The organism is Mesorhizobium sp. SARCC-RB16n (assembly GCF_008520305.1).
Taxonomy (GTDB): Bacteria; Pseudomonadota; Alphaproteobacteria; order Rhizobiales; family Rhizobiaceae; genus Mesorhizobium.
On sequence record NZ_ML703301.1, the window covers coordinates 1 to 25,909 of the forward strand.

The following is a 25,909-nucleotide window of genomic DNA, read 5'->3' on the forward strand; positions in this document are numbered from 1 at the left end:
CTCCGCCCGCTTCTAAAAGCTGACTAGACCTGCGCGGGTTCAAGATCTCTCGCGAAAATCCAGCAGCTTCGCATGACGTAGCTTTTCTTCGCCCTTCAGGAACTTCACACGCCCGACAAGCCCGGGCTTTAGCCATTCGGCCCTGTCGCTCTTAATCCCTTTCGGCACCGGCCCTCCTACCTTACCTTGAACCCGATCCCACAGGCGCTGGCGCTTGTCGGCCTTAAAAGTGACGAAGGCGCCGCCGGCGTATCGGCCCTTGTCGGCCATCAGCACCATGGCCGGCTTTCCGGCCTCGCGCTGGACGCCAATGATGTCCATCTCCTTTTCGGCGTAGCATTTGATTTTGCGCCAGTTCATTGTTGGCCCGCTGCGATAGGTGCTGGTGCGACGCTTGGCGATCATGCCTTCCAGCCCTGCCCGGTCGACAAGGTGAAAAACGGCATCCCCGGTGCCGGGTAGAGCCTCGCTGAACTGTATGCGCCCGCCGTCGGGAATCAGTTCGTGTAGGATCTCACGACGATCCTCCGCCGGCATGTCTCGCAAGTCGTGGTCGTTGAGGTGCAGAAGGTCAAAGGCGACCAGATACAGATCACCGGAGGGCGGTCGGCTGGTCACCGCCGACTGCAAAGCATGGAAGTCTAAAAGGCCCGCCTGGTCGATCGTGATGGTCTCGCCATCAATGACAAAGTTTGCTGCGTCGATCGCCGCCGCCTCGCCGGCAAGTTGGATATAGCGACCCGTCCAGTCGTGGCCGTTCTTGGTTAGCAGCCGGACGCCATCCTCATCCTTGATGACCTGGGTCCGGTAGCCATCAAACTTGATCTCGAAAATCCACTCGTCGCCTTGCGGTGGCGTATCCACCAGTGCGGGCTCCATAGGCCGGATGAATTTCAGACGCATGCATAGGACTCGCAGACTGCGAGTCAATTAGCTTTATCTAAAATTGTTCCGAACCTGCATGCGCCGAACAACAAAGCTGGGCGCACCACCTTGCCACCCGTCGGACGAAGCGACGATGACGAAGTACCAGGTGGAAGAGATCCAAGGCGACACGGTGGTGTCATCCGGCGTCGTCGTGGAGGACAATCCCATAAAGGCCGCCGAAGTGACGGCTGGTCAAAGTGTCTCGCCGAGCACACTACAGGATCATTGGTTCCGCGTGGTCGATGAAGAGCAAGCCGCTGTATACAAGTACAGCTTGGTCGGACCTGACGAGCGTCCAGACCTCTCGGAACTGACGAACTTGTCCAACTTCGGTCCGCCGATGCCTGGCAAGGTGCACGGACCTGAACCCGCAAAAGAGCAGGAGCATTTCTACAATTGTCCCGAATGCTTCAACCGGTGGACCAACGAGATTTTCGTCAAGTCTTCTGGCATGAAGTGCCTGGGCATAAGCCACTGGCGACAGCCCGCAGCGACCCGAATTCACTCGACAAAAATAGCGAAGCCCGCTGATCGGTCTGCCGATGACGTGTCCACGGCTGCGGGCCGAGCCGGACGAGCCAATCAGTTCCGTGCTACCCGCCGCAGAGACCCTCACACCAACACTGATTCGCGCGATCAACACGAAGCCTTCCTCAAACGGTGCATCATCATGAACGTCATCGCAGTCAGTCTCGTATCGCTCGTTCTGGCAATCGCCTGCGTTCTCGTCCACTACGAGGCTTTCAAAATGGTCGCGAGTTCTGCCCGCTCCGCCGAGGTCGGCGGGTTTCCGAGCCGCGGACGATTGCTGATCGTAATCTTCGGAGCGCTTGCCGCTCACACTGTCGAGATTACGTTTTACGGTTTCGTCTTCTGGTGCCTCCATAGCTACGGCCTGTTAGGCGAAATCGTCGGAAAAATCTCCGATGGCTGGATCGACTTCCTGTATTTCTCCATCACCAATTATACGACGCTCGGAGTCGGTGACATCAGGGCAGAGGGTCCAATGCGACTGATTGCCTCTTCTGAGGCGCTCACCGGCCTGGTGCTGTTAAGCTGGACGGCCTCGTTCACCTACCTTTCTATGGAAAATTTCTGGAAGAGGAGGTAGAGCAGGCTGCGCCCGCCTGACATAGCCAACTCTTTCGTTCCGTCGGCGAGGAGCGGCTTTGTGCCCTTTAGCGAACAACGGATCGATCTCGGCGATGGGCAGGCAAGATGGAAAGGCTCGAGGAGTTTTGCGGCCACTACCGAAGCGCCGTCGCTTGAGATAACCAGAGGCGTTGAATGCTGCCTCGCCATGCGTCATTCCTCCTGTTTAGGGTGCGGCTGAACCGCATTTGCCAAGCGACCCGATTGCCTCCCTAGGCAACAATTTCTTCTCCAAGCACCGCTTAGCCGCGCGGATTGAGTAGTTCTGTCGCGACCGCGCCGATCTCTTTCCCAATGTTCGCGCGCGCCTTGGCCCAAAGCCTTCTCAAAAGCGGCTTAGGGACCATACCGTCGAACCTCGCTGTCTCGAGGTTCTCGACGAACTCCGAAATGGACTCGATATCCGGTGGGCGTTCGGCTACCTGGCGAAGGACCGCCTCCGCTTCTTCAGGCGTAGTCTCCAAAACCGTCACGCCGACGTCGTGCACCGCGCATTCAAGGCCTGCCGAAACCAATGTGAAAGCGAGAACGGCATTGGCTTCGGTGCCTCTCCAGGTTAGGACGTGCGTATCCTTCCCCGCCGGCAGGAATCTGGTCTGCCGCAGTCCGAGCTCCAGATAGGCCTCCCTCCCCTGGCGCAGGAAGTCGGCGGCGGTCGCATCGAGATAAGCGGGAATGTCGTAGCCTTCCAAGACCGCTCGCATCTCGGCCGAAAGCCTGTCGTGGACAGGTTCGCTCATCACGTTGTCGAACTGAGGGATCTTTCCGGACCGATGCCGCTCGACCTCGAGCACCTTGCTGCGGTCGTCCACCGATGCGATACGCCAGCGCTGTCCGGCGAACGCGATCACCACTCCAACGGCGACCGGGTTCGAGATCGGGATGGCGCCAAGCGTCCGCCCGCCGCAGACGATCCGCCACTCCTCGTCCGTCGAAAACACGGCATAGAAGTCACGGCCAGCCGTAAGCCGCTCACCGATTTCACCGAGCATGACGGTACCATCAGGCGCCTGCTCCAGCAGCCCATTATCCGCCGAAGCCATGCCGCGCAGCAACTCGACATAGTCGCCCTTTCCCAAAACGGAAAGCGGACCAGCGGAGCAAATCGTCTCGAAAAGGCGATCGGCGCGCAGCCCGCCCTCCTGTGCGATCACGGAGAGCGTCTGGTGAAGCGCGACGGTCGCGACGGCATCGACGATGGAAGGCGGTTCGACGAACTTCGCGACGAGCAGGCGCACGGCGGCAACTGCACGCACCGTCTCCAGCCTCAGGTGAGCGAGTGGGTCGGAATCCTGTCCGAGATTTCGTTCTCTCACATACATGCGAAGGATTGCCGGAACGCCGCGCCGCCGGCCACTGCGTCCCAGACGTTGGCGAAGCGAGGCGAGCGACCGCGGCGCGCCGACCTGGGCCACCGACTTGATAGATCCGATATCGATGCCTAGCTCCAAAGTGGTCGTCGCGACCGCCGTCGTGGGCAGGTTGGCCTGTTTCAACCTTTCTTCGAGTTCCTCCCGCAATTCCTTGGAGAGGCTGCCATGATGGGGAAAGAACTCGTTCGGGACACCGCCATTCTCGGATCGCGTCCGCAGCCTGTCCGCCAGGGCTTCCACCCGCCGACGCGACCCGGAGAATACAAGGTTGTTCGCTCCGCGAAGCGTGGCGAACATATGGTCGGCGATGAAGTCCAGCGCTACTGGCTTCTCGTCCGCCTCCAGTCCGTCGATTTCTTCGGCGTCCTCGCCATCCGCGTACGCCCGCAGCTGGAGCCTTAGCTCGGGCGAGTCGGCCGAGGACTCCACGATCGAAACGGACGAAGGCGAAGCTGCATTCAGCCAGCCGGCGGCAACGGATAGGTCGCCTATCGTAGCGGAAAGCCCGATCCGCCTTGCCGGTTCCACGGACAAGGCATCCAGCCGCCGAAGCAAGGTAGCCAGATGGAGGCCGCGCGGCCCGCTCAGAAAGGCATGCAGTTCGTCGATGACGATGAACTCCAGCGCGCCGAGCATCCTCCTCGCATCACCCGGGCGACGGAGGAGCATCGCCTCGATGGATTCCGGAGTTATCAGGACGACGCCGCGCGGATCGCGTCTAGTCCGCTGCTTGGCGGCTTGAGGCGCATCCCCATGCCATCGGACGACGTCGATCTCCATCCGCTCGCAGAGGTCGTCCAGGCGGCGGAACTGGTCGTTGATTAGGGCCTTGAGCGGACCCACATAGAGGACCGACACGCCCGGCTCCGCCCGCGCCGCCACTTTCGTCAGGATTGGCAAGAAGGCGGCTTCCGTTTTTCCGGCCGCGGTGGCGGCCGCAATCAGGACGTCGTTCCGGCCGCCCAGGATCGCGGCGACCGCCTTGTCCTGGACATCGCGGAGTTCCTCCCACTTACGCTCCCAGATCCAGCGCCGGATCGTTTCATGAAGCCTGTCGAATCCGGGGGGCGCCTCAGAGCCTGCCCGTACCGCGCTCTCAACGACGATCTGGTGTCGAACTCAATCCGCCAGCTCTTCGCCCTGCCTGCGGGTATTCACCCGTTTGTCACTCCGGCCGTCACGCTCAAGCGCACGGATGTTCGGGACGACATTGGCAGGCGTCTGGCCGCTGGGGAGCATGTTTTCATTTACTTCGACAAGAAGACCAGCGGCGAGCTTTCAATCCCACCAACCGAACGCTCGCCGGAGTTCTCGTTCGATGTGACGGTCGTCGAAGTCACGAACAAGGATGGCGTTCCCCATATCGGGCGCCTTGGTATCCTTGAAATCCAGACGATGGATTTCCACGGTTCCTACCGCGATGCCGTACGCAACCTGCGCGAGGGCCTGCGAATGCATCCGACGCACTTCGGTCTGACCGTGCAGGATAATCAGTGGTGGCTGTCCGAGGGCGTGGAAGGCCCCAACATCGCCAACGTATTCAAGCGCACCTTCTACCAGATGATGTTCAAGTTCCAGCTAGGCCAACATGACCGCTGCGCCGGGTGCGTTCTCGCGATTCCGCAATCCGTCTGGGATAGTTGGCAGCGTCATCTCGGCGCTCCCGATTTGAAAGCGGAGACGGACGGAACGTTCAGCCTGCTCGCGCCCGGACGCGAGCGTCTTGACCCCTGCCCGGCCTGGATTTACGTATTCGACCCCGATGCGCGGACCGATGTCACGCCGTCTCCCATCGTGGTCAGAAAAATGATCGGCACGGATGCCCCTTCTATCTCGCACTGGGCGCTTGAGGTCGCTCCCGCTGCCGCCCTCTCGAACATCGATGCGGAAGTCGGATTACTTTCGGCCCTCTCGGGACGGCTCAAGCTGTTCTGGCCGGAACTCGCCAAGACCGTCGTCGCCGACGTGCCCGTCGAGGACATGAGGGCAGCCCCCGGCGCCAGACCACGCAAGCCGCGCCGCAAGGATGTTCCAATCGAGAGCCTGGAAAGCCGGTCCGACTATTCAGGTCCTGGACCGGAAGCCGTGCACGGCGAGGAGCCGGACGAAGGCTGATCGCGCAATTCCGGGACCAGCCGACCCAGCGCCGCCTGATCTTTTGTCTGGCATTCCCAGATCACAAACACACGCCACCCGAGGCCTTTCAGCTCCGCACGCACGCGGGTATCACGCGCCTTGTTGCGCTCCAGCTTCGGCGTCCAGTAGCCGGCGTTGGATTTCACCGTGCGGCGGCCCGTGCGGCAATGTGGACATCCGTGCCAGAAACAGCCGTGAACGAACACCACCGTATAACGCGATCGGAAAACCAGATCAGGCTTTCCGGGCAGCCCGCCTGCATGAAGGCGGTAACGGAGGCCCTGCGCATAGAGAAAACGGCGCACCCGCAGTTCCGGGACCGTGTCCTTGCCGCGGATTGCGGCCATGTTTCGGCTGCGCACACTATCAGTCATGGATACGTCGCCCTTCCGATGGCATACTTTGGCGGTCTTCGGTCGCATCGTTTGAGCGTGGGAAGTCGGGCGGGCAACCCCCTTCTTCCCACTAATGAAGACGCAGCATCAACATCTGCGGCATAATCAGGTCTACAGAGTCTCAATGAACCTCGCTGGTTCACCGGCGGTCTCGTGAAGCCATAGCTCGACGAGTTGCAAAACTAGCATGAGAATGCGATCTCCTGCACCTCAATGGGCAAGCCGCCGGAAAACAGATAGATGGCGCGATCGGACTCCACGCGTCTGCGGAATATGCTAAGATTAGTGAGGTCTTTCAGAATGTCGTCGGGATGCGCCCCGGCGTGTTTGATTTCAATGATGGCGTGATTGCCGTTCCAGTCTTCAGGATATGTACCAATAGGTCCGGAACGGTGCTCGAAGCCTGCAAATTGCGCAGCGCCTCGTGACCTCGCTTGTCGACATCGCCATTAAGGGTGAACGGCGATGTACCTGTCCATCGGGTGCGCAACTGGTGATATAGCTCGTAGCAATAAACTCTCTCCCGATAGATTGGTGTTCCACCATGATCGACAGCTTCATAAAACGCGATTCAATTGCGGCTGTCGCGCGCTCCAGGAACGTCGTCAATTCCTGGATGCGAACCTCCATGCAATGCTGATCAAGGTTTATTGGATGGGCGGCAGCATGCGAACGCATTCATCAATGACGTACTCGGGGATGCTCTCGAACTTATGCGGGTTGAGCTGCATCACGTACTCATTTTCGATGTGGTACGATTCATTGATAAATTTCCGGATCACGTCATCGTCGTGTTCGATGTTGAAAATCCGGAACAGCTGGATTTTCTCATAGCCGACGTCCGTGGCCGCGAATTTGGCGCGGATGGCGTTCACGTCGTTCACCTCAGCGACCAGCGCATCGTAGTTGAACCCTGGCAGGTGTTCTTTTCGAATGCTTTCCTCTGCTGCCTGCTTCTCCTCCGGGGTCATGTTCCGGTTTTCAGTCGCCGTCTGCAGCGTAGGAACGGCGCGGCCTTTGAACAGGCTTGCCAGCAGATTGTACTCCACGCCGACTTCATCTCGTAGCTCGTAGTCGCGCCGCAGATAAATGGCCTGCAGGATCGGGTCCTGCAGCGCGGTGATATTCGCCCTGCAGACTCTGGCAAAGGTCTGGATGTCTTCCCTCACGATCGGCACTTCTTTCACAATACCCCCGCGCGAAGAAAGGAAAGACGCCGATGGTTTTGCCCCCTGAAACACCTCCTTGGTACTTTTGATAACATCGATGGCGGGCTCGATGTCATGGGTCAGCAAAAGGGTGGTCCGCCCTCTCAGGCTGGCCTTGCCCTGGAACAGCTCGTGCAGAATGGCAAACTTCTTGTTCTTGTCGAACGACGAAATGGGGTCGTCCAGCACTACCAAGTCCGGGCTTTCGCTCAGCACCTGGTGCATGAAAAGAACCAGGGCAAAGGCGTTCTTTTCGCCGTAGCTCAGGTGCTTGGACGCAGCTTCCAAGTGACCGGCCAGATCCCGGTGCACCAGCTTCATTTTGTAGGATTGTTCCTCCGGAACGATCTCGACAACGTACTTGTAGCCGGCGGACCTTAGGAACGTGTTGATGCTGACCTGGTTGGCCTCTATCGCCTTTTTAATCTTGGCCTTGTGCTTGTTGACCCTTCCGGTCAGGTCGCCAACCTTTGTAAGCAGGTCTTCAAGCTGCGCGTTGACAGGATCTGTGATGCTCCGGGTCTCCGGGGAATCGAGCTTGTCCATGAGCGCCAGGTCGATCTTCAGCGGGGTGATCTTCTCACTGATCTGGTCCACATCGCGCAGGGAGAAAAAGGAGATAGCCCGGAGACCTTCCAACTGGGTGATCATGCCGTCGATCTCAGCCTTGAGGCTCGTAAGGAAACTTACCTCGGCGGCGGTTAGGTCAATCTTGGTTTTCGTTACCTTCCGCAGGTTCTCGCGGCACTTCTCGCTGAAATATTTGCCAAGCCTTTCGATCACCGCTTTGAGTGTGTTGAGGTGACCCACCGCCGTGGCGTCGAATTCCTTCTCGACGGCGAGGGCGGTGTCTTTCTGCCCCTCACCAACGAGCGGAGTGGCGCAATAGGGACAATTGTCGCCCAGCTTCAGATACTCGTTGCCTTTGATCTGCCAGCCGATCCACTTGGACGGTTCCTGGCTCTTAATGAAAGTCTCGAAGGGCTTCAGCGCCTCGGGAATATTCTCGGTCTTATTGCCGGTGCCGAAAGCCTTATGAATCTTGCTGTTCTTCGGAATGTTGCCGGGCTTCGATTTGCCGAACGCATCGCGCATTTCCTTGAAGTCGGAAATAGTCTGTTCGATTTCCGCACTGTTGGTGAGCGTCTGCTTCACACCAGATAGCAGGATGTCGATGGAGTCCATCGCTGCGACATAGTCCGGCGTTTTGATGAAGATGTCGAAGCTGTTCTTAAGGACTTCGTCTTTCTGGAAAACGAACTGCTGGACGTAGTCATCATCGAAGACAAGCGCGGACGCCATACCGTCTATCCCGTGCACAGACGGCAGCGGTGCATCCGCCTTGCCTCGGCTCTTGAATGGCATGAGGTCACCGAGAGTGCCATCTCCGCGAATTTGGCTGACAACAGCTTTTGCCAAAGTACTTTTGCCAAGGCCGTTGGGCCCATATTTGATATTCAGCGTGCCTTTCAGCACGCTGATTTCGGCACGATCCACACTGTTACAGTTGCTGATGACAACAGTTAGTTGGGGCACACCAACGTCCTCCGCTTCCAAGACGGAGAGACTATGAACCTAAAGCTCCGATTTGCGCGCGGTAGGTAAGCTCAATCCCCAAGAAAACTCAAAGTTATCAGCGGAGTTGGCGGGTCCGGGACGCTTTCGCGGCTTGGGCGGCTGCTCAGCAATTAATTGCTGGGTGTCCGCTTCGGGATGCAGCTAGGGCCAGGGGTCAAAATCGACCCATCGACCGTAAGCGATTCGAACGTTTCTTAACGCCAAACGCCGCCATTTCTACGCTTTTTCACCGATGGGCTATCTCCCGTTCTTCGCACGGCGTGGTTTCGGCGGCTAAAGCGTACTGTGGAGGGCAATCGGCGGTTTTGGCGCACCGAGCGTGACTCGAACTTCATTCCTTATATCCCCGATTTCAGTTCATGCCTCTATCTCGAAAGTGGCATCGTCGACCTCTCCGTCTGCCAGTCCCACCGGAATATCACCGGCCAGCAGCTTTTCCTTCGACAGCAGCCCGGCGTCCTCGAGAGCTTCGAAATCCGGCAGCTGGCGCAGCGTGTCGAGCCCGAACTGCGACAGGAAATTTTTTGTCGTCACATAGGTATAGGGCGCGCCCGGCTGCGGACTGCGCGGCCCCGAGGCGATGAGGTTCTGCCCCCGCAGCACACCGATCAGGTCGCGTGACACCTCCTTGCCGAAGAAGGAAGACAGCTCGCCACGCGTGATCGGCTGGAAATAGGCAATGCACATCAAGACGAGCGCCTCGGATTGCGACAGCTCTTTTGTCCCTTGCCCCGAGGGCATGCCGAAGGCCGCCTGGATGGCGTCGCCAAAGACTTTCTTCGTCCGGTGCTGCCAGCCGCCGGCGACCGACACGAGCTCGTAAGGGCGGCCGACGAGTTCGGCGCGGATGTCGTCGATGATCAGCTCGAGATTGCAATTCTTCCCCACCACCCGCGCGAGGACACTACGTGTCACCGGTTCGCTGGCGGCAAAGATCACCGCTTCGACGCGGCCCATCCATTCCCGCCAGCGCAGTTCTGGCGGCAGGTGCTCGAGCTCGGTGTCGACCAGCACAGGCTGTTCGTTCGGCTTGCGGCGGGCGGACGATTCGCTCATCGCTACAACCCAAACAGCCGAAAGGTGGTGCGGCCCGACAGCTCACGCACCGCATCGAGCTGTTGCAGCCGCTCGAATAGGCGCCGTGCCGCAAACCGCGACAGGTTCTTTGTCACGAGCGAGCCGGAAACGGCATCTTCATTCAGGAGCAAAAAAATCACGTCGCCGGCGCCTTTCGCGCGCAGTTTCGGCGCCACCGCTAGCAGTCTTTCGGCGCGGCGCGACAACTCGCCGCCCAGCCGGCAGGCTTCCGCCGCCGCTTGAACCAGCGCAACGCAGACCGCCCGCTCAAAATTCTTTTCGCCCGGCCGGATTCTTTTGCCTCCACTTTCGGAGCGGAAGGTCGGCGAAAAAACCTGGGTCACCAAGAACGGCAGCGGCCGCGGCCAGCGCAGGCTTTGCGCCAGCACCAGGTCGGCGAGCCACCAGGCCAAAAGCTCGGAGTCGGGCCGCGTCGCGACGATATGAGCGGCAATCGCCGCGGCGGCGAATGGTGCCGAGCGACGCGACGTAGCCAGATGTTCGATTTGCGTGCAGAGGTCGGCGAGCGCCGCGCCGTCCCAGTGGAGACCAAGCTGGTCGACGATCTTTTCGAGCCTGTCGGCGTGGGCGATGGGCGGATGGGCGGCCAACTGCCGCCAGGCGCCCAAAATGGCGCCGGCGGGGCCGGGATCGGCGCCGGCCGGGCGCAGCAGCCAGGCATCGCGCAGGGCGGCTTCGTCCTCTGAGCGGCCCACGAGACGCATGCTGGCGGCAGCACTCTTCAGCGCCTGGCGCTGGCGCCAGGCGCCGGCCCAGCTGGCTTGTGTGCGGGTAAGCGTGTCCAGCGTCGCCAGCGCGGCGCCGGCCTGGAAGGCGGCGTCAGCGTCGCTCGACGCGCCGCCGGCCGCAAGCGCCCAGGCCGGCACGGTGGGCGGCGCGGCGGGGTTGGCGGTCGCGGGATCGAGGCGAATCATGCTTTCGAGGGTAAATCGCGCGTGCGCTTTTCGCCATCATTTTCGCGTTAAAACGCACAGCCTGTCGCACGTCTAAAACGAATGATAATGTTGCATTATCGTTCGTTTTGTTCTCTATAGGAGAAATGGCCGTTTTTATCGAGCAAAAGCCTGAATTTCACCCCCAGCGACCGTCCGGACCATCCCACAGCACAGGATCGGAAGCCGCGGTGTCGGCCGATCGGGTGCGCTCGTCACAGGTGCCCGCTTGCCCTAAGGGTTGCGGCAAAGGTCGCCAGCGGAGAGACGAGGGTCAGCGGACGATCCTCCAGCGGCTCTGCTCCATAACCGCCATACCATCGGGCGGCCCGCTCGTTCTTGGCGTCGATGATGATCAGCACGCCGCCAACCGCGTCCGCGACCCGGATGCAGCGCAGCGCGGCCGCGAGCAGAAGCTGGCCACCAAGCCCCCTGCCCGCGACGGATTTGTCCACGGCCAGACGCGCCAGCAGAAAACTCGGCACATTGTGACGCGCCAGGCCCTTGATCATCGCGGCAGGAACGGCGGCGTGGTCGACCGAAGCCGGCGCCAGGCTGTAGAAGCCCAGGACCCTGTTCGGCGCATCGTCGGCAACCGCGCAGAACGTCTTGACGGCGTTCTGCTCATGCCCCTGGCGCGCATAGCGCTGTACGAAGGTATTCATCTGCGCATCGCCGCAGTCGAATGCCTTGCGATCATGAGCCTTGGCGATCGGCTCTTCGTGCCAGGACGGCAGCGTCACAGGTTCTTGGGCAGCCCTGCCGCAGCCCTGCGCAATTTCTCATTCGGCTTGGGCGGGTTGTCGAGGAGTGCGAGAATGCGGCTGAAATCACGCTCCGAAACCTTGATGGTGTCGGCTTCGGCGAGCACGGATTCCGCCTCGCGCAAGGCCGATTGGGTCACGAAGCTGGTGAGATCGGTATGGCGAAGGGCAGCTGCCCGCAGCAGGCGTGCTTTCACCTCCGGCTTAACCCGGATGTTCATCCGATCGGTATCGTCAAGGGCAGCGCGGGGCATGGGCTCGGTCTCGATTCTGTGTCCGAGCTCTAGATACAGCTGACGGTCCAGATTTTCAATACAATGCGCATTGAATGCGTACAGGAATGGCAACAGTATGGAAGCCGACGAAGACGATCTTCCCGACATCATCGATGTGGTGATGGAGATGGGCCGCGTGTCGCAGGAGCGGTCAACCGAAGCCCCCTCCCCTCTCCCGGCCGTGGCCAATCCGAGGCTGCCGGCGCATCTCGACGCGTTGGCCGGCCGTGCCCGCGACTATGTCGAGGCGGCAAGCTCGGCCAATACCCGTCGCGCCTACGCTTCCGACTGGAAGCAGTTTGCCAGCTGGTGCCGACGCCAGGGTTTTTCGCTCTTGCCGCCCGATCCACAAACCGTGGGGCTATACATCACGGCGCTCGCCTCCGGCAGTGCCTTAGGCACGGCCTCAGGGGACAAAAAATCCGTATCGACGATCGAGCGTCGGCTTTCCTCGCTGACCTGGAATTATGCGCAACGCGGCCAGCCGCTCGACAGGAAGGACCGCCACATCGCCACCGTCATGGCCGGCATCCGCAACAAGCACGCAGCCCCGCCCCGGCAGAAGGAGGCGGTGTTGCCCGAGGATCTGATCGCCATGCTGGAAACGCTCGACCGCGGCACCCTGCGCGGCCTGCGGGACCGGGCAATGCTGCTCATTGGTTTTGCCGGCGGCCTGCGCCGCTCGGAGGTCGTCGGCCTCGATGTTTCGCGCGACCAGACCGAGGATTCTTCCGGCTGGATCGAAATCCTCGACAAGGGCATGCTGGTGCGGCTGCGCGGCAAGACCGGCTGGCGCGAGGTCGAAGTTGGGCGCGGCTCGTCCGATGCGAGCTGCCCGGTCGTGGCGCTGCAGACCTGGCTCAAGCTTGCCCGTATCGCCCACGGTCCGCTTTTTCGTCGGGTGACAGGGCAAGGCAAAAAAGTCGGAGCCGACCGGCTCAACGACCAGGAGGTCGCCCGCCTGGTCAAACGCACCGCGCTGGCGGCCGGCGTGCGTGGAGATCTGCCGGAGGGCGAACGCGGCATGATGTTTGCCGGCCACTCGTTGCGCGCCGGCTTGGCGTCCTCGGCCGAGGTCGACGAACGCTATGTCCAGAAGCAGCTTGGTCATGCCTCGGCCGAAATGACCCGCAAATACCAGCGCCGCCGCGATCGCTTCCGTGTCAATCTCACCAAGGCGAGCGGACTGTAGGGACAATTGGCTCCCTCCCCTCCCCTGCCCGACCACAAGACCGTACGTCCGGACCGTTCGCTCAGCGGTTCGGGGTGATCAGTTTCAATGATGGAAAATAGGTGCGATAGCGGCCGATGTCGCGGGTCAACAGCGGCAGCCCGTCGACGGCGGCATGGGCGCCAATGAAGAAGTCGGGTAGCACGCCGGTGCGCGATCCGCCCGACTTGCGATATTGCGTGAATACCTTTCCAGCAAGAAACAGGGCAGCGCGCGGCATCGGAGCGAGTTCGAGACCCGCCTCATCGATAACCGCGTCGAGATCCTCAATGCGCTCATATCGAACGGCAAGCTCGGCATAGACTGCGTCGTTGATCAGTAGAGGCCCGTCGAGGCTCGCCGCCTCAAGCTGACCGATCGACCAATCCGCCCACTTCGGATCATCGGTGACAAGGTCGAGCAGAACGTTGGTGTCGACCAGCGTCACGCTTCGCCACGCGTCAATGCCATGATCGCGTTTGTGTCGAGCCCCTTGCCGGCATGACCCCGCAATTTCGCGAAGCGGCTCGCCGGCTGCTTTTTGTCAGAGCGCGCAAGCACCACACTGCCATCGGCCGCACGGCGGAAATCAACCTTGCTGCCGGGAATAATACCGAGAAGATCGCGGACGGGCTTCGGGATGGTCACCTGGCCCTTGGCTGTGACTGTCGTAGCCATGTTTCACCTTTGTAATACCGGACATACAGTAGGTATTACTCCAGGCGTTAAATTTCAATCCCAAGCTAATCGAAATCACCAAAGAGCGCAGCGGCCTATACGCGCGGGACTCGCCGCCGCTGGCGAACTGACGAAAGGCGAATGACGCGCGAAGACCAGGGCCGGCACGATCGTTCCGCGTCAGTTTCATCAAGGCGAACGGATTGTAGAAGAAAAGGCTCCTCCCCCTTATTCAGTCAGGCCGGCACCAAATTGGCATGGGCGCCGAAGTCCAACAGCTGTTCGCCACCGAGCCCTACCGCCAGGACAACTGGTCTTTCGGCAATCGTCCACTCGGGTCGAACACCGTCACCTTATGCGGCGGTGACGGACCCCAGTCCCAAAGCACGAGGTTGCGATCGTCTGTCTCGGCGCCTGGTGCAAAGCTCGGCACCAGAATGCCCGCAATACCCTGGGATCGCAGCCGGTCGTAGACGGACCAGGACGCCGGGCGCTCTCCGTCGCTGAGCGCCGTCGCCCAGGCGCAGGCCATGTCCTCGAGCGCGATAGAAAATTCTCCCCTCGCCTCGTCTGTTGTCAGATCCACGATGTCATCGCAGTCGATCTCATAGGAACACAGCACGCAAGGATCGATCCGGTGCGCGAACCCCTGGTTGGCTTCCTTGACCGCTGTCATGATGGTCAGCGCCAGATAGAGCGCCGGCACGCCTTTGGGATTAAATCGCGCACCTCTGATCGCCGCCCCTTCGCCGGAAGTCGGCTTGAATGCCCAACGTGGATCGTGTGCCCGGTAGCAGGTCCCAACGAACCTCAAGCGAAACCACCAACGGCCATGTGATCGAGATAGTCACGGACCGCAGCGGCCTTGCCGTCCTTCACCAGCGCTTCAGCAGTGCGTCCGCCAAATGCTGGAAGCGGCTGAGCTCGATACCAAGCCATCGCCTGCTCCTTGCCGCCCGCCCAATCCGTCACACGACTGATGATCTCAAGCATTTCCCGCAGACGCCCCTGTGTCTTCACCGTAGCGCTGCGCTCTGAGCGATAGAGGGTCTCGCGAGCAAGACCGGCGGTCTGGGCCAACTGGCCCTTGGACATGCCAAAACCGTCCGCAACCTGCTCGATCGCAATCTTCCCGTTCCGGTCCATATAGGACAAGATGAGAGGTCCATTCTGCTCGGGGACCTTGAGTGCATGGGCCACAGAATTCATCCTACCATACTGAGAGTCATATTTCTTGTGCAAAAGATATGGCAGTTCTCGACACCTTTCAAGTCCAGGACCGAGCTATTCAAGCTGCTGCCACCGCCCCAGCCCGCACGAGGATCAAGCCGACCGTGCGCGCGCTTATGTCGAAGCAGCGCGTTCCGCAAACACCCGTCGCGCCATGCCGCCAACTGCAAGCATTTTTTGAGCCCGTGCCGGCGTCAGCCGTTTGGTTCGCAGCCGCCAGACCCGCAGATCGTCGGCCTCTACATCAACGCATAGGCTTCGAGCAGTGGAAGGGACACAAAGGCGGTGGCGACGACAGAGCGCCGCCTGTCATCCCTAACCTGGAACTACACGCAGCGCGGCCCATCGCTTGACCGGAAGGACCGTCATATCGCCACCGTGCTCGCCCCGTCAGAAGGAAGCTGTGCTGCGCGACGATCTTGTTGCCATGCAGAAGACGCTCGACCGCAGCACGCTGCGCGGCCTGCGTGACCGCGCCATGCTGCTTTGGGCTTCGCAGGCGGCCTGTGCCGCTCCGAAATCGTCGGCCTCGATCTTGGCCGCGATCAAACTGAAAATGGCCGCGGGTGGGTCGAGATGCTTGACAAATTGTTCTTGTGACGCTGCGCGGCAAGGCCGGCTGGCGCGAGGTCGAGATCGGCCGCGGTTCGTCCGCGCCACCTGCCCAGTTGTCGCGCTCGAGATTGGCTGAGGTTTGCCCGCATCGTCGCATGGCCCCTCGTTCCGCCGTGTTACTGGCCAGGGTAAACGGTCGGCGTCGATCGGCTCAACGATCAGGAGGTGGCCCGGTTGGTCAAGCGCACGGCCTTGGCCGCCGGAGTGCGCGGCGATCACTTCGCGAGCGAGCGGGGCCAGAAGTTTTCGGCCATTCGCTGCGCAAGCCTCGCTTCCTCCGCGGAGGTTAATCAACCTATGTGCAGAAGCAGCTTGGCCACGTCTCGGCGGGGATGACACGCAAGTATCAGCGACGGCGCGACCGCTTCCGGGTCAATCTCACCAAGGCGTCCGGGCTCTGAAACCCCTCTCTTTTGCTTGGTTGGGGTGGCTGTGCGACGGGTAGCTTTGCGTATCGGAAGCAGGAAGTAGAAGCGACAGCGGCTTCGCTAGCTGCGAGCGAGCCTCTTCGTCGAGGTGGTCTCACCGAGACGCGGCTTGGCATCGGTTCGGGAACCATCTTCACGACTCTAGGCAACGAGTGCTGTTCACATTTTCGTCTGGTGAGCGAACTCGATACCATTACTCCATCCGCGCACTTGGCGTTTATCGCGAGGCAACTGGCTGATGAGCGCTGCCCCCTCTCCTCCGACGAGCTATCACCTCCTTCGCTTCGCGTCTTCAAGGGAGGTGAAAGACAACATGGCCGCTTTACAATGTCGGGCCAACACGCGGTCGAGTTTGATCTGCAGATACACGTCACAAGCTCAATGTCGTGATCCCTTGCCAGGCACCGGTGCGGAGCGCCTAAGGAAGTCGAAGAACTGGGCATGACGCTTGGGTAAGCAGGATTTGTGCTTGGATGGTAGGCTTGTCCGCTGACAAAATCGCCGAATTGTGCAGCATATTCAGATGCATGAAACATATTATTGAGCTATGTTCTGCGACCCTTAAGCTTTTGTTAACTTTAAATTTCTTGCCCGGGCGAACGAATCGGACATAATGACGGTTGCTTGGCGCTTTTACGTCAAAAATCGTTTTTAGAGAGTCCCGATCGAATGAACGTGAACTCGCCCGTTCCTACAAAAATCCCGCTGCTGTTCGAGAAAAGCATCCTCGATCAGGGCGACCAGATATCGAAGAAGTTGCACCTGCTTTCGATGCAGCGCTTCCCTCCCCACGCGAAGAAAAATCTTCGTTCGTTCTCTCTGGCGGAGGTTGCCACGTATCTGGGGGTTTCCCAGAGCCATTTGAAGAAACTGCATCTTGAAGGAAAGGGACCGGTGCCTGAAACCTCGACGTCGGGCAGACGCTCGTACACTGCTGAGCAGATGCTTGAGCTGCGGCAGTATCTGGACCAGTACGGTCGATCTGACGCCCGCATGTATGTTCCCCATCGGCGGCCGAGCGAGAAGCTTCAGATTTTAGCTGTGGTTAATTTCAAGGGGGGCAGCGGGAAGACCACTACCGCTGCCCACCTCGCCCAATACCTTGCGCTTACCGGGCACCGTGTCCTAGCGGTCGATCTCGATCCGCAGGCGTCGCTTTCTTCATTGCATGGGTTCCAGCCTGAACTCGACCAGACGAAATCGCTTTACGACGCGATTCGTTATGACGACGAGAGGGTGCCTCTCTCCGAGATCATCAAGCCGACGAATTTCCCGGGCTTAGAGATCGTCCCAGCGAACCTAGAGCTGCAGGAATTCGAATACGACACGCCTCTGGCAATGACAGACAAGTCTTCCAATGTGGGCAGGGCGTTTTTCACGCGCATCTCGAAGGCATTAATGGAGGTCGACGATCGCTACGATGTCATAGTTATCGATTGTCCGCCGCAGCTTGGCTACCTGACGATCACCGCACTGACCGCGGCGACTTCAGTGTTGATCACGATCCATCCGCAGATGCTCGATGTGATGAGCATGGGCCAGTTTCTGCTGATGCTCGGGAACATCCTGGAGCCGATCAGAGCGGCCGGTGCCGAGGTGAATCTGGAGTGGTATCGCTACCTAGTTACTCGATTCGAACCTACGGATCAGCCGCAAGCGCAGATGGTCGCATTCCTGCATACGCTTTTCGGCGAATTCATCCTCAAGAACCAGATGCTGAAATCAACGGCGATTTCCGATGCGGGGATTACCAAGCAGACACTCTACGAAGTCGAAAAGAATGCGATGACCCGGTCCACATACGAGCGGGCAATGGAAGCCTTGGACGTCGTTAATGGCGAAATCGTAGCTTTGATTCATGAAGCATGGGGGCGCTGACTTGTCTGCTGACAAAAGTGCACCTTTTCCAAATGTATTCAACGGCCTACGATCCCTGGAGGTAGGATATGGCACGTAAGAATCTTCTTGCAGGCCTCATAGAAGCGGAAACCGGCGAGCGGGAGTCATCTGCCGCAGCTGCGGCATATCCGATTCGCGGAGCGTCAAAATCCATGATCCGCTCGGTCAACGAGTTGGCAAAGCAAGCGGATGCTTATCTTGAGGGCGAGCATGTCGTGGAACTCGACCCAAGCGCAGTCGACGGCTCGTTCGTTTCCGACCGCATGGGCGACGACCAGGAGCAGTACCAAGAGCTGCTGGAAGCGATTCGGGATAGGGGGCAGGATTCTCCCATACTTGTCCGTCCGCATCCGAACTCCGACGGCCGCTACATGATTGTCTTCGGCCATCGCAGGGTTCGGGTTGCTCGTGAGCTGGGACGCAAGGTGAGGGCGGTCGTCAAGGAGATCGACGACAGGACCCATGTAATTGCCCAAGGTCAGGAGAATTCCGCTCGGGCAAACCTTAGCTTCATCGAGAAGGCGATGTTCGCAAAGCGCCTTGAGGATTTGGGATACGACAGAGATGTTATCTCGTCAGCATTGGCCTCGAACGCCGCAGCGGTCTCGAAGATGGTGTCAGTTGTCACAAGAATTCCGGCATTTGTGATTGGCAAGATTGGATCAGCTACGTCTGTAGGCCGCGAGCGGTGGGTTGAGCTGTCTCTGCTCGCCGGCAAGAAAGCCGATATGGTTAATGCGATCTTGTCCGAACCAGAATTTGGTGCGTTGGAGAGCAACGAGCGCTTCGCAAGGTTGCTGGCAGCCCTGAATGCGAAGGGGAAGCCGGTTCGCAAGGCGGCTGCGAAGTCCCAAGCACAATCTTGGATCCCTGAGGACAAAGCAGTTTGCGTCAGCGTCAAGAAGGCAGGCAAAGCCATTACGATCGCCGTAAAGGAGACGGACGGCAGTCGCTTTGGGACGTGGATTTCCGATAATCTGGGCAACCTTTATGAGGCGTTCAGAAAGTCAGAGAAGACAACAACAGGAGACTGAAACCGCAAAAGAAAAAGGCCCCCGAACGTCACCGTCGCGGAAGCCCTTCTCGTCTGTCGCAAGCTGAGAATCGCATTTCCCCGAATCACTGTCAAGAGTCGTGGCGCCGTTTTGGCGAGCAGATTTCTTTTGCCTAATCGAGGGTGAAAGAAAATGGAGACGGGTATTGCAACGACGCCCTTTGGGCGGCGGCCGATGTCGCTTGCCATGTTGGCAGCGCAAACCGAGTCACGTGAGATTCCCAAGGGCAGGGTCATCGACAAGTGGCAGATCTACCGCAACCTCTGCGAAGGCAAGAGCATCGTCGGCATCGGCGATCGTGCTCTGGCCGTCCTGAATGCGTTGCTATCGTTCTATCCTGATAGTGAGTTGTGTCAGGAAAACGACCTCGTCGTCTTTCCCTCGAACGCTCAGCTGTCCCTCAGGGCACACGGAATGCCTGATGCCACGCTCAGGCGGCACCTGGCGGCTCTTGTGGACTGCGGGCTGATCATTCGTCGGGATAGCCCGAACGGCAAGCGTTACGCCCGCAAAGGCAGAGGAGGGGAGATCGAGGAAGCATTTGGCTTCTCCCTGGCACCGCTGCTGGCCCGGACTTACGAGTTCGACGCGGCCGCCGAACGCGTGCGCGCCGACACCAGGGCGCTAAGGCTTATGCGCGAGCGGATCACGTTGCACCGCCGTGACATCCACAAGCTGATAGAGGCGGCCCTTGACGAAGATGTCCCAGGCGACTGGGGAGGCCTTTGGAAACGCTTCCGCGACATTGTGGAGGCAATTCCGCGCCGCGCCTGCATTGCCGAGCTTGAGCCAATCGTCGCGGATCTAGCGGGGCTCCACGACGAAGTGGATAAGCTGCTGGGGATGCATATGAAATCCACAAAACCGAGCGGCAATGACCTTCAAAACGAGCGGCAGCAATCTGAATCAAATACCGACTCTATTTTTGAATTTGAACCTGCTTTAGAGAAAAGCGGGGCGACGGCCGAGCCCAGGACGAGGACCGCAGAGGCGCCGAAAACATACCCGCTGGGGATGGTGCTGAAGGCCTGCCCCGAAATTGCGGATTATGCCGTCGACGGGATCGGCAATTGGCGCGATCTCATGATAACGGCCGCCCAGGTGCGGGGATATCTGGGCGTTTCGCCGTCAGCGTATGAGGAGGCTTGCCATGTGATGGGCCAGGAGATCGCGGCGATCGTGATTGCCTGCATCCTGCAAAGGGCGCAGCACATCAACTCGGCCGGCGGCTATTTGCGGGTACTGACCGAAAAGGCGACGGCAGGGCAGTTCTCTGTGGGGCCGATGCTCATGGCGGCGCTCAAGGCGAACGGGGCGACGGTGAGGATGACGGGATGACGATCGCCAATCCCGCAGCTTGTCGCTTTGCGACTAGCTCAAAGCCAATGCGGCCTTATGGATCTTTGGTTTCGCCGACCGGCAGGAGTCTCGGTGGCTATCCGTCTGACCGACGAGACACAAGGGTAGGGGGTTCCGTGAGTCCTGTTCCCGATCATGCGATGCTGGCACTGGTCAGTTATCGAGGTGGCGTCGGCGGTCAGCGCGCCGCCGCTTGGTGCCAACGGCCCTTAAACAGGCTAAAGACTTGCCATGAAGGCCATTGGCTGCATCTATCTGAAACAGCTGCGGTCAGCCAAGCGGACACGTAGACACCTATGAGGAAACACCTGTATGGCAACTGGAAGGTAAAGTGGTTCAACGCGACCAAGGGCTTTGGCTTCATTCAGCCTGACGGGGTTGGCCAAGACGTTTTTGTCCATATTTCCGCTGTGGAACGCGCCGGCCTATCGACGCTCGCGGACGGCCAGAAGATCAACTACGAACTAAAACAGGACCGGCGCACGGGTAAGTCGTCGGCTAGCAACCTTAACAAGGCTGGCTAAGGCCAAGTATTTTCAGCAAGTTGGGCAGGATAGCAAGGCTTCTGTACACCACGACAATCAAGTCTGGTGGCCTATTGGCTGTTGCTAAGTGTCATCTTTGTTGGCCTACATCAAGGCATGTAGGGAGAGTCTACTCCCATTTATCTGGGACGCGTTCCCGTACGAGGTTTTGACCTCTACGACTGGCCGGACACGAGTCCGGCCTTTATCGTAAGCTCGACGCTGTGAACGAGCCTCGGGGTCGGAAGATGCCCCCGCAGGTTGCCCACAATCAGTCGCTGTGCCGCAAGCGCTTACTTCCAGTGCCCTAAGAGATATGGCCTGACGTGCCCCTCCGGGCAAGGCTTGATGCCAGCTATCGGCTTCACCAGTCGAGGTGTCGCTGCGACGGCGTCAAGCTCAGTTCACGGTCACGTTGGAAGTCAGGTAGGATTCACGTGGAACTCAGTCGCTGCGCAAGATTTTCGCCTCTAAAGCCGCTGCTACGAAAGCCCGTCTGGCAACTGGTGGCCGAGCTTCACCACGCAGAACCTGAAGGCAGGCATCCATAGCCAGTTTTCGCTTCTTCGTCTGATCAGGGAAACTGCGCAGCAGGATCGTAGCCGCCTCGTTGACATCGAGTATGACGCGCTCACGGTCATGTCGGCCAACTTGCACCACCACAGGCCGGACGAACCTGCTTGACATACGATTACACTTTGAATCCCGCCTCGCTACGGTATTTGCGTATCATGACGTTGGGGTCAATTCATACATCGACTGAAAGCGGCCCGAACAGGCCTTGCACATTCGTCTCCCTTGGCCCCCACGCGAGAGGCCGAGCGTTCCCTCCTCGCTCCCGCCCTGATGGCGTTGCCGCAGCGCGTCTAGCGGGGCGCGGACACCAAGAGGTGAGGGCGGGCTTGCGTGGCGGGCGGAGGTCCGGGTCGCTAGGCGCGCTTCAGCTCTTCTGGCCGTTAGTGCAGGCCGAACTCGCGCAGCAGTCCCTCGCGATAGCGCACAAAGTGGCTCTCGCTGCGGTCGCGCGGACGCGGCAGGTCGATGCTGATCAGCCGCGCCGCGCCGCCTTTCTCTTTGGGCAGTATCAGGACCCTGTCGGCGAGATAGATCGCTTCCTCGAGGTCATGTGTGACCAAGACCATGGTGACGTTTTCCTCGCTCCAGATACGCGCCAGTTCCTCCTGCATGGAAATCTTGGTCATGGCGTCGAGAGCTCCGAGCGGCTCGTCGAGCAGCAGGATCCCGGGCTGCACGGTCAAGGCGCGAGCGATGCCGACGCGCTGCGCCATGCCGCCGGAAAGCTGGCGCGGCCAGGCATCGGCGAATTCGGCAAGGCCGACCAGGGCAATGTAGAAGCGCGCCCGCTCCTCGGCTTCCGGCTTGGGCACGCCACGGACTTCGAGGCCGAAGGCGACGTTGCCGAGCACGCTCAGCCAGGGCAACAGGCGCGGCTCCTGAAAAATCACCGCGCGCTCCGCGCCGACGCCCTCGACCTTTCTGCCGTCGATCGCCACGGTGCCGTTGTCGGCGGCCTCTAGCCCGGCCAGGATGCGCAGCAGCGTCGTTTTGCCGGAGCCGCTGGCCCCGACGATGACCAGGCATTCGCCGGAACGGATGTCGAGATCGAGCGAGCGCAGCACGGCAAGCTCACGCCCGGCAATCGGGAACGACTTCGACAGGTCGCGGATCGTGACCTCGCCGCCACGATTGATGCTTGTCACGCTCATCTCCGCCCTCAGCTCTTGGTTTGGCTAGGCCGGTATAGAATATCGGCGGCCCTGAGCCCGCCCTTTTTCAAACGGCCGTCGCGCTCCAAAATGCTCACCCAGAAGTCGACGTCGCGGTCAGTTACGGCAGCCCTTTCGCGCAGGCCGAAGCCCGTCCAGTAGCGCGCCAGATCGCCGTTCTCGCCACGCCTGTTGAGGATGCCGGCGAGCAGCTTGCGCGCCTCGTCGGGATTTTGCCTGGACCAGTCCGACGCGCGCGCCGATTGTTCGACGAAGTTGCGTGCGACATCTGGATTGGCGGCGATGAAGTCGCGCCGCAACACGACGAAGCCGCCGGCGATCTCGCCGAGCACCTCGGTGTCGTTGAACACGCCGCGCACGCCGCCATTGGCAACCAGCGCGCCGGCAAAGGTCGCCTGCCAGTAACCGAGCCCGGCGATGTCAACCTGGTTGGAGCGCAAGGTCTGCTCGAGCTGCGGTCCCGGCACCACGACCAGCTTTGCCGCATCCGGCGGCAGACCGACGCTGTGCAGCGCCTCGCGCACCGTATAGTCGAGATGGGCGCCCAGCGTGTTGACCGAGATCGTCTTGCTGGCGATGTCGGCGATCGATTTGATCGGGCTATCCTCAAGTACGTAGAAGACGCTTTTGACGTCCTTGTTGATACCATTGCTCGGATAGGCGGCGACGAAGTCGTTGCCACCGGTGATCGAGTTGATCACCGCGGGTGTCGCCGCCGAACCGAGGTCGACGCTGCCGGAGGCGAGCGCAAACAGCGACTCAGGCCCGCCGCCGACATAACCGACATTTTCGAGCTCGATGCCTAGGCCTTTGAAGTAACCAAGCTCATCGGCAAGCTCGTGCGGGGAGATGCCGCCACGGCTGGCGAGATAGCGGATTTTGATGGAAGCGGCTTGCGACCGCGCAATCGAAGGCAGTCCGGCAGCGATGATGCCGGCTGCGAGCGGGGCGCGAAGAAGAAGCGTACGGCGGGTGATGGTCATGATCCGGGCTTTCATTGTTGAGGAAATGAGGTAAACGGAAGGCTGTTTAGCTGACGGGATCATTCCAGCGGCAGAGCCGCCGCTGTAGGCTGACCAGCACCTGGTTGGCGATCAGGCCCAGCGCCGCCAGAATGACGATCGCCGCGAACATCAGCGGGATCTGGAAATTGTACTGCGCGTTCATCACCTGGAAGCCGATGCCCTTGTTGGCGCCGATCATCTCCGAAGCGATCAAGAGCAACAGCGCCGTGGTGGCCCCTAACCTTAGGCCGACGAAGATCGAAGGGACCGCGCCCGGCAGCACGACGCGGCGAAACACCGTCAGCCGGCGCGCGCCATAGACACGCGCCATCTCCAGCAGCTTCGGATCGACCTCCTTGACGCCGCTGATCGTGTTGAGCAGCAGCGGAAACAGCGTCGCCCAGAAGATGACGAATACTTTGGAGGCCTCGCCCAGCCCCAAAAGCAGGATGAACACCGGATAAAGCGCCAGCGCCGAGGTCTGGCGGAACAACTGCAGGATCGGGTCGAGCGCCGTTTCGACGGCGCGGACCTGACCCATCACTAGCCCCAGCGGAATGGCGATGATGACCGCCGCGGCGAAGGCGAGACCCGCGCGCTGCAGGCTTATGGCGATGTCGCCGAGCAAACTGCCGCCGGCGAGACCTTTCCAGAGTGCCGCGACGATCATGTCGACCGGCGGCAGCACGGCGGCATTCACCCAACCGCTGCTCGCCGCCGCCTGCCACAGCGCCAGGAAGCCAACAAGCACGCCATAGCGCGAGATGATGCGTACCGTGGTCCGGACAGTGAGCCGCTGGAAGTCCATGCCAAGCCCTCCCGCACCAATCCTCTCCGTGCCCTCATGCGTGCCGATGCCAACCGGCCGCTCCATGTGCTGCAAAGTCATGGCAATGCCTTTCGTTTCAAGGATCACTCGGCGGCGAGCACGGTCGCACGGGCGGCCCGGGCTGCGGTCCAGGGGTTCACCGGCCGCTTGAGCCCGAGGTTTTCGCGCAAGGTCCGGCCTTCGTAAACCGTGCGGAACAGGCCGCGCCGCTGCAGTTCGGGGATGACGAGATCGACGAAATCGTCGAGCCCGCCGGGCAGCCATGGCGGCAGGATGTTGAAGCCGTCTGCGGCCTCGTTGGCGAACCATTCCTCCAGCTTGTCGGCGACCTGAGTGGCGCTGCCGACGATTGTGTAGTGGCCGCGCGCCGTCGCCACCCATTGGTAGAGCTGGCGGATCGTAAAATTGTGCTCGTCCGCGATCTGCCGGATCAGCGCTTGGCGGCTTTTCATGCCTTCGGTTTCCTTGGCTACCGGCAGCGGGCCGTCGAGTGGATAGCGCCTGATGTCGAGCGTCTGGCCGGCGAGGCCGTTGAGCAGGGCGATACCGTCCTCGGGCAGGATGAGGTCGTTGAGCTGCTGGTATTTGGCGCGGGCTTCGTCCTCGGTGCGGCCGACGAAGGGCGCGACACCCGGCATGATTAGCACTTGCGCCGGGTCGCGGCCGACTTCCGCCACGCGCGCCTTGATGTCGCGGTAGAATTCCTGCGCCGTCTCGAGCTTCTGGTGGGCGGTGAAGATCACCTCGGCCGAGTGCGCGGCGAGCCCGCGCCCGTCCTCTGACTGGCCAGCCTGCACCACCACGGGGTGGCCCTGCACCGGGCGTGGCACATTCAGAGGACCTTTGACGCTGAAATGTTCGCCCTTGTGGTTGATGTCGTGCAATTTGTCCTTGTCGTAGAAGCGGCCCGACTGTTTGTCGCGAATGAAAGCGTCGTCTTCCCAGCTGTCCCACAGCGCCTTGACTGTCTCGACATGCTCATGCGCCCTTGCATAGCGGTCGGCGTGATCAGGCTGCGTGTCGCGGTTGAAATTCTGCGCGGTCTCGTCGCCGGCCGAAGTCACGACGTTCCAGCCGGCCCGGCCGTTGGACAAGAGGTCGAGCGAGGCGAACTTTCGGGCGAGGGTATAGGGCTCCTCATAGGTGGTGGACGCCGTGGCGATAAAGCCGAGATGCGTGGTCAATGGCGCCAGTGCCGCAAACAGCGTCACCGGCTCGAAGCCGGCGATCTTGGCGTTGCCGCCTTCGCGGGCACCGAGGCCGACGGTCAGATTGTCGGCAAGAAAATAGGCGTCGAACAGGCCGCGCTCGGCGGTCAACGCGAGTTGCTTGTGGAACTCGAAATTGGTCGCGCCGTCGGCCGGTGCGTTGGGATGGCGCCAGGCCGCTATATGCTGTCCTCCGCCAGGCAGGAATGCGCCAAGTCTGATCTTTCTGGACATCTCGTTCCTCTTATTGCTGACTCGAGGGATATGGCTGACCCGAGGGATCT

Annotated in this window: 24 protein-coding genes and 1 pseudogene; 8 read left to right on the forward strand and 17 right to left on the reverse strand. The window is 60.4% G+C overall.

Annotation, left to right across the window (positions count from 1 at the left end; all coding sequences use genetic code 11):
- Window positions 1-39: 39 nt before the first annotated feature.
- Window positions 40-903, reverse strand: a complete 864-nt coding sequence (locus C7I87_RS32225; RefSeq protein ID WP_149908002.1) for an ATP-dependent DNA ligase — start codon at window positions 901-903, stop codon at window positions 40-42.
- Window positions 904-1,018: 115 nt separating this feature from the next.
- Between C7I87_RS32225 and C7I87_RS36225 the strand changes: the two genes are divergently transcribed.
- A complete protein-coding gene (locus tag C7I87_RS36225; RefSeq protein ID WP_246696492.1) occupies window positions 1,019-2,038 on the forward strand; it encodes a potassium channel family protein in 1,020 nt (339 codons plus the stop codon).
- A 283-nt stretch (window positions 2,039-2,321) separates the two neighbouring features.
- On the opposite strand, the gene C7I87_RS32240 is transcribed toward C7I87_RS36225, so the two are convergent.
- Window positions 2,322-4,559 carry a DEAD/DEAH box helicase gene (locus tag C7I87_RS32240; RefSeq protein ID WP_149908004.1) on the reverse strand — a complete coding sequence of 746 codons (2,238 nt, stop codon included), beginning with the start codon at window positions 4,557-4,559 and terminating at the stop codon, window positions 2,322-2,324.
- Between C7I87_RS32240 and C7I87_RS32245 the strand changes: the two genes are divergently transcribed.
- On the forward strand, window positions 4,497-5,567 hold the full coding sequence (locus C7I87_RS32245) for a PDDEXK family nuclease (protein ID WP_149908005.1): 1,071 nt from the start codon (window positions 4,497-4,499) through the stop codon (window positions 5,565-5,567). The genes C7I87_RS32240 and C7I87_RS32245 overlap by 63 nt on opposite strands.
- Here C7I87_RS32245 and C7I87_RS32250 read toward each other — a convergent pair.
- The 6 genes from C7I87_RS32250 to C7I87_RS32275 form a co-directional block, all read right to left on the reverse strand.
- On the reverse strand, window positions 5,513-6,010 hold the full coding sequence (locus tag C7I87_RS32250) for a very short patch repair endonuclease (protein WP_306440526.1): 498 nt from the start codon (window positions 6,008-6,010) through the stop codon (window positions 5,513-5,515). The two genes, C7I87_RS32245 and C7I87_RS32250, sit on opposite strands and share 55 nt — an antisense overlap.
- A gap of 620 nt (window positions 6,011-6,630) precedes the next feature.
- On the reverse strand, window positions 6,631-8,688 hold the full coding sequence (locus C7I87_RS32255; RefSeq protein ID WP_246696494.1) for an AAA family ATPase: 2,058 nt from the start codon (window positions 8,686-8,688) through the stop codon (window positions 6,631-6,633).
- Window positions 8,689-9,126: 438 nt separating this feature from the next.
- Complete coding sequence (locus C7I87_RS32260; RefSeq protein WP_149908007.1) at window positions 9,127-9,825, reverse strand: SMC-Scp complex subunit ScpB; 699 nt, start codon at window positions 9,823-9,825, stop codon at window positions 9,127-9,129.
- A gap of 2 nt (window positions 9,826-9,827) precedes the next feature.
- Entirely contained in the window at window positions 9,828-10,781 is a 954-nt protein-coding gene (locus C7I87_RS32265; protein WP_149908008.1) for a DUF1403 family protein, read from the reverse strand.
- Between the two features lie 233 nt (window positions 10,782-11,014).
- A complete protein-coding gene (locus tag C7I87_RS32270; RefSeq protein ID WP_149908009.1) occupies window positions 11,015-11,542 on the reverse strand; it encodes a GNAT family N-acetyltransferase in 528 nt (175 codons plus the stop codon).
- The gene (locus C7I87_RS32275; RefSeq protein ID WP_306440527.1) at window positions 11,539-11,910 is read right to left on the reverse strand and encodes a type II toxin-antitoxin system TacA family antitoxin; all 372 of its coding nucleotides are present in this window, start codon (window positions 11,908-11,910) and stop codon (window positions 11,539-11,541) included. Before C7I87_RS32275 ends, C7I87_RS32270 begins: the two co-directional genes overlap by 4 nt.
- 4 nt (window positions 11,911-11,914) lie before the next feature.
- On the opposite strand from C7I87_RS32275, the gene C7I87_RS32280 reads away from it, so the two are divergent.
- Window positions 11,915-13,030 (forward strand): site-specific integrase, encoded by a 1,116-nt coding sequence (locus tag C7I87_RS32280; protein WP_149908010.1) that lies wholly within the window; start codon window positions 11,915-11,917, stop codon window positions 13,028-13,030.
- A gap of 61 nt (window positions 13,031-13,091) precedes the next feature.
- On the opposite strand, the gene C7I87_RS32285 is transcribed toward C7I87_RS32280, so the two are convergent.
- The 4 genes from C7I87_RS32285 to C7I87_RS32300 all read right to left on the reverse strand — a co-directional run bounded on the left by C7I87_RS32285 (window position 13,092) and on the right by C7I87_RS32300 (window position 14,872).
- Entirely contained in the window at window positions 13,092-13,496 is a 405-nt protein-coding gene (locus tag C7I87_RS32285; RefSeq protein ID WP_149908011.1) for a type II toxin-antitoxin system VapC family toxin, read from the reverse strand.
- Window positions 13,493-13,726, reverse strand: coding sequence for an AbrB/MazE/SpoVT family DNA-binding domain-containing protein (locus C7I87_RS32290; protein WP_149908012.1), 234 nt, complete (start codon window positions 13,724-13,726; stop codon window positions 13,493-13,495). Before C7I87_RS32290 ends, C7I87_RS32285 begins: the two co-directional genes overlap by 4 nt.
- A gap of 295 nt (window positions 13,727-14,021) precedes the next feature.
- Window positions 14,022-14,540 carry an RES family NAD+ phosphorylase gene (locus C7I87_RS32295; protein ID WP_149908013.1) on the reverse strand — a complete coding sequence of 173 codons (519 nt, stop codon included), beginning with the start codon at window positions 14,538-14,540 and terminating at the stop codon, window positions 14,022-14,024.
- Window positions 14,537-14,872: an MbcA/ParS/Xre antitoxin family protein gene (locus tag C7I87_RS32300; RefSeq protein ID WP_179296568.1), complete on the reverse strand. Its 336-nt coding sequence runs from the start codon at window positions 14,870-14,872 to the stop codon at window positions 14,537-14,539. The genes C7I87_RS32295 and C7I87_RS32300 overlap by 4 nt, the downstream gene beginning before the upstream one ends.
- A gap of 88 nt (window positions 14,873-14,960) precedes the next feature.
- On the opposite strand from C7I87_RS32300, the pseudogene C7I87_RS32305 reads away from it, so the two are divergent.
- The 5 genes and pseudogenes from C7I87_RS32305 to C7I87_RS32325 all read left to right on the forward strand — a co-directional run bounded on the left by C7I87_RS32305 (window position 14,961) and on the right by C7I87_RS32325 (window position 20,836).
- Window positions 14,961-15,972: pseudogene (locus C7I87_RS32305) on the forward strand (tyrosine-type recombinase/integrase).
- A gap of 696 nt (window positions 15,973-16,668) precedes the next feature.
- Complete coding sequence (repA, locus tag C7I87_RS32310) at window positions 16,669-17,877, forward strand: plasmid partitioning protein RepA (RefSeq protein ID WP_149908015.1); 1,209 nt, start codon at window positions 16,669-16,671, stop codon at window positions 17,875-17,877.
- Window positions 17,878-17,945: 68 nt separating this feature from the next.
- Window positions 17,946-18,932 (forward strand): plasmid partitioning protein RepB, encoded by a 987-nt coding sequence (gene repB, locus C7I87_RS32315; RefSeq protein WP_149908016.1) that lies wholly within the window; start codon window positions 17,946-17,948, stop codon window positions 18,930-18,932.
- A 153-nt stretch (window positions 18,933-19,085) separates the two neighbouring features.
- Window positions 19,086-20,291 carry a plasmid replication protein RepC gene (gene repC, locus C7I87_RS32320; protein ID WP_149908017.1) on the forward strand — a complete coding sequence of 402 codons (1,206 nt, stop codon included), beginning with the start codon at window positions 19,086-19,088 and terminating at the stop codon, window positions 20,289-20,291.
- Window positions 20,292-20,608: 317 nt separating this feature from the next.
- Entirely contained in the window at window positions 20,609-20,836 is a 228-nt protein-coding gene (locus tag C7I87_RS32325; protein ID WP_149908018.1) for a cold-shock protein, read from the forward strand.
- Window positions 20,837-21,280: 444 nt separating this feature from the next.
- On the opposite strand, the gene C7I87_RS32330 is transcribed toward C7I87_RS32325, so the two are convergent.
- The 5 genes from C7I87_RS32330 to C7I87_RS32350 form a co-directional block, all read right to left on the reverse strand.
- Window positions 21,281-21,523, reverse strand: coding sequence for a DUF982 domain-containing protein (locus C7I87_RS32330; RefSeq protein WP_149908019.1), 243 nt, complete (start codon window positions 21,521-21,523; stop codon window positions 21,281-21,283).
- Between the two features lie 269 nt (window positions 21,524-21,792).
- Window positions 21,793-22,563 carry an ABC transporter ATP-binding protein gene (locus tag C7I87_RS32335; protein ID WP_149908020.1) on the reverse strand — a complete coding sequence of 257 codons (771 nt, stop codon included), beginning with the start codon at window positions 22,561-22,563 and terminating at the stop codon, window positions 21,793-21,795.
- Between the two features lie 8 nt (window positions 22,564-22,571).
- On the reverse strand, window positions 22,572-23,567 hold the full coding sequence (locus tag C7I87_RS32340) for an ABC transporter substrate-binding protein (RefSeq protein WP_149908021.1): 996 nt from the start codon (window positions 23,565-23,567) through the stop codon (window positions 22,572-22,574).
- Window positions 23,568-23,613: 46 nt separating this feature from the next.
- Complete coding sequence (locus tag C7I87_RS32345; protein WP_188394082.1) at window positions 23,614-24,477, reverse strand: ABC transporter permease; 864 nt, start codon at window positions 24,475-24,477, stop codon at window positions 23,614-23,616.
- Window positions 24,478-24,500: 23 nt separating this feature from the next.
- On the reverse strand, window positions 24,501-25,859 hold the full coding sequence (locus tag C7I87_RS32350) for an LLM class flavin-dependent oxidoreductase (protein WP_149908022.1): 1,359 nt from the start codon (window positions 25,857-25,859) through the stop codon (window positions 24,501-24,503).
- Window positions 25,860-25,909: the final 50 nt, after the last annotated feature.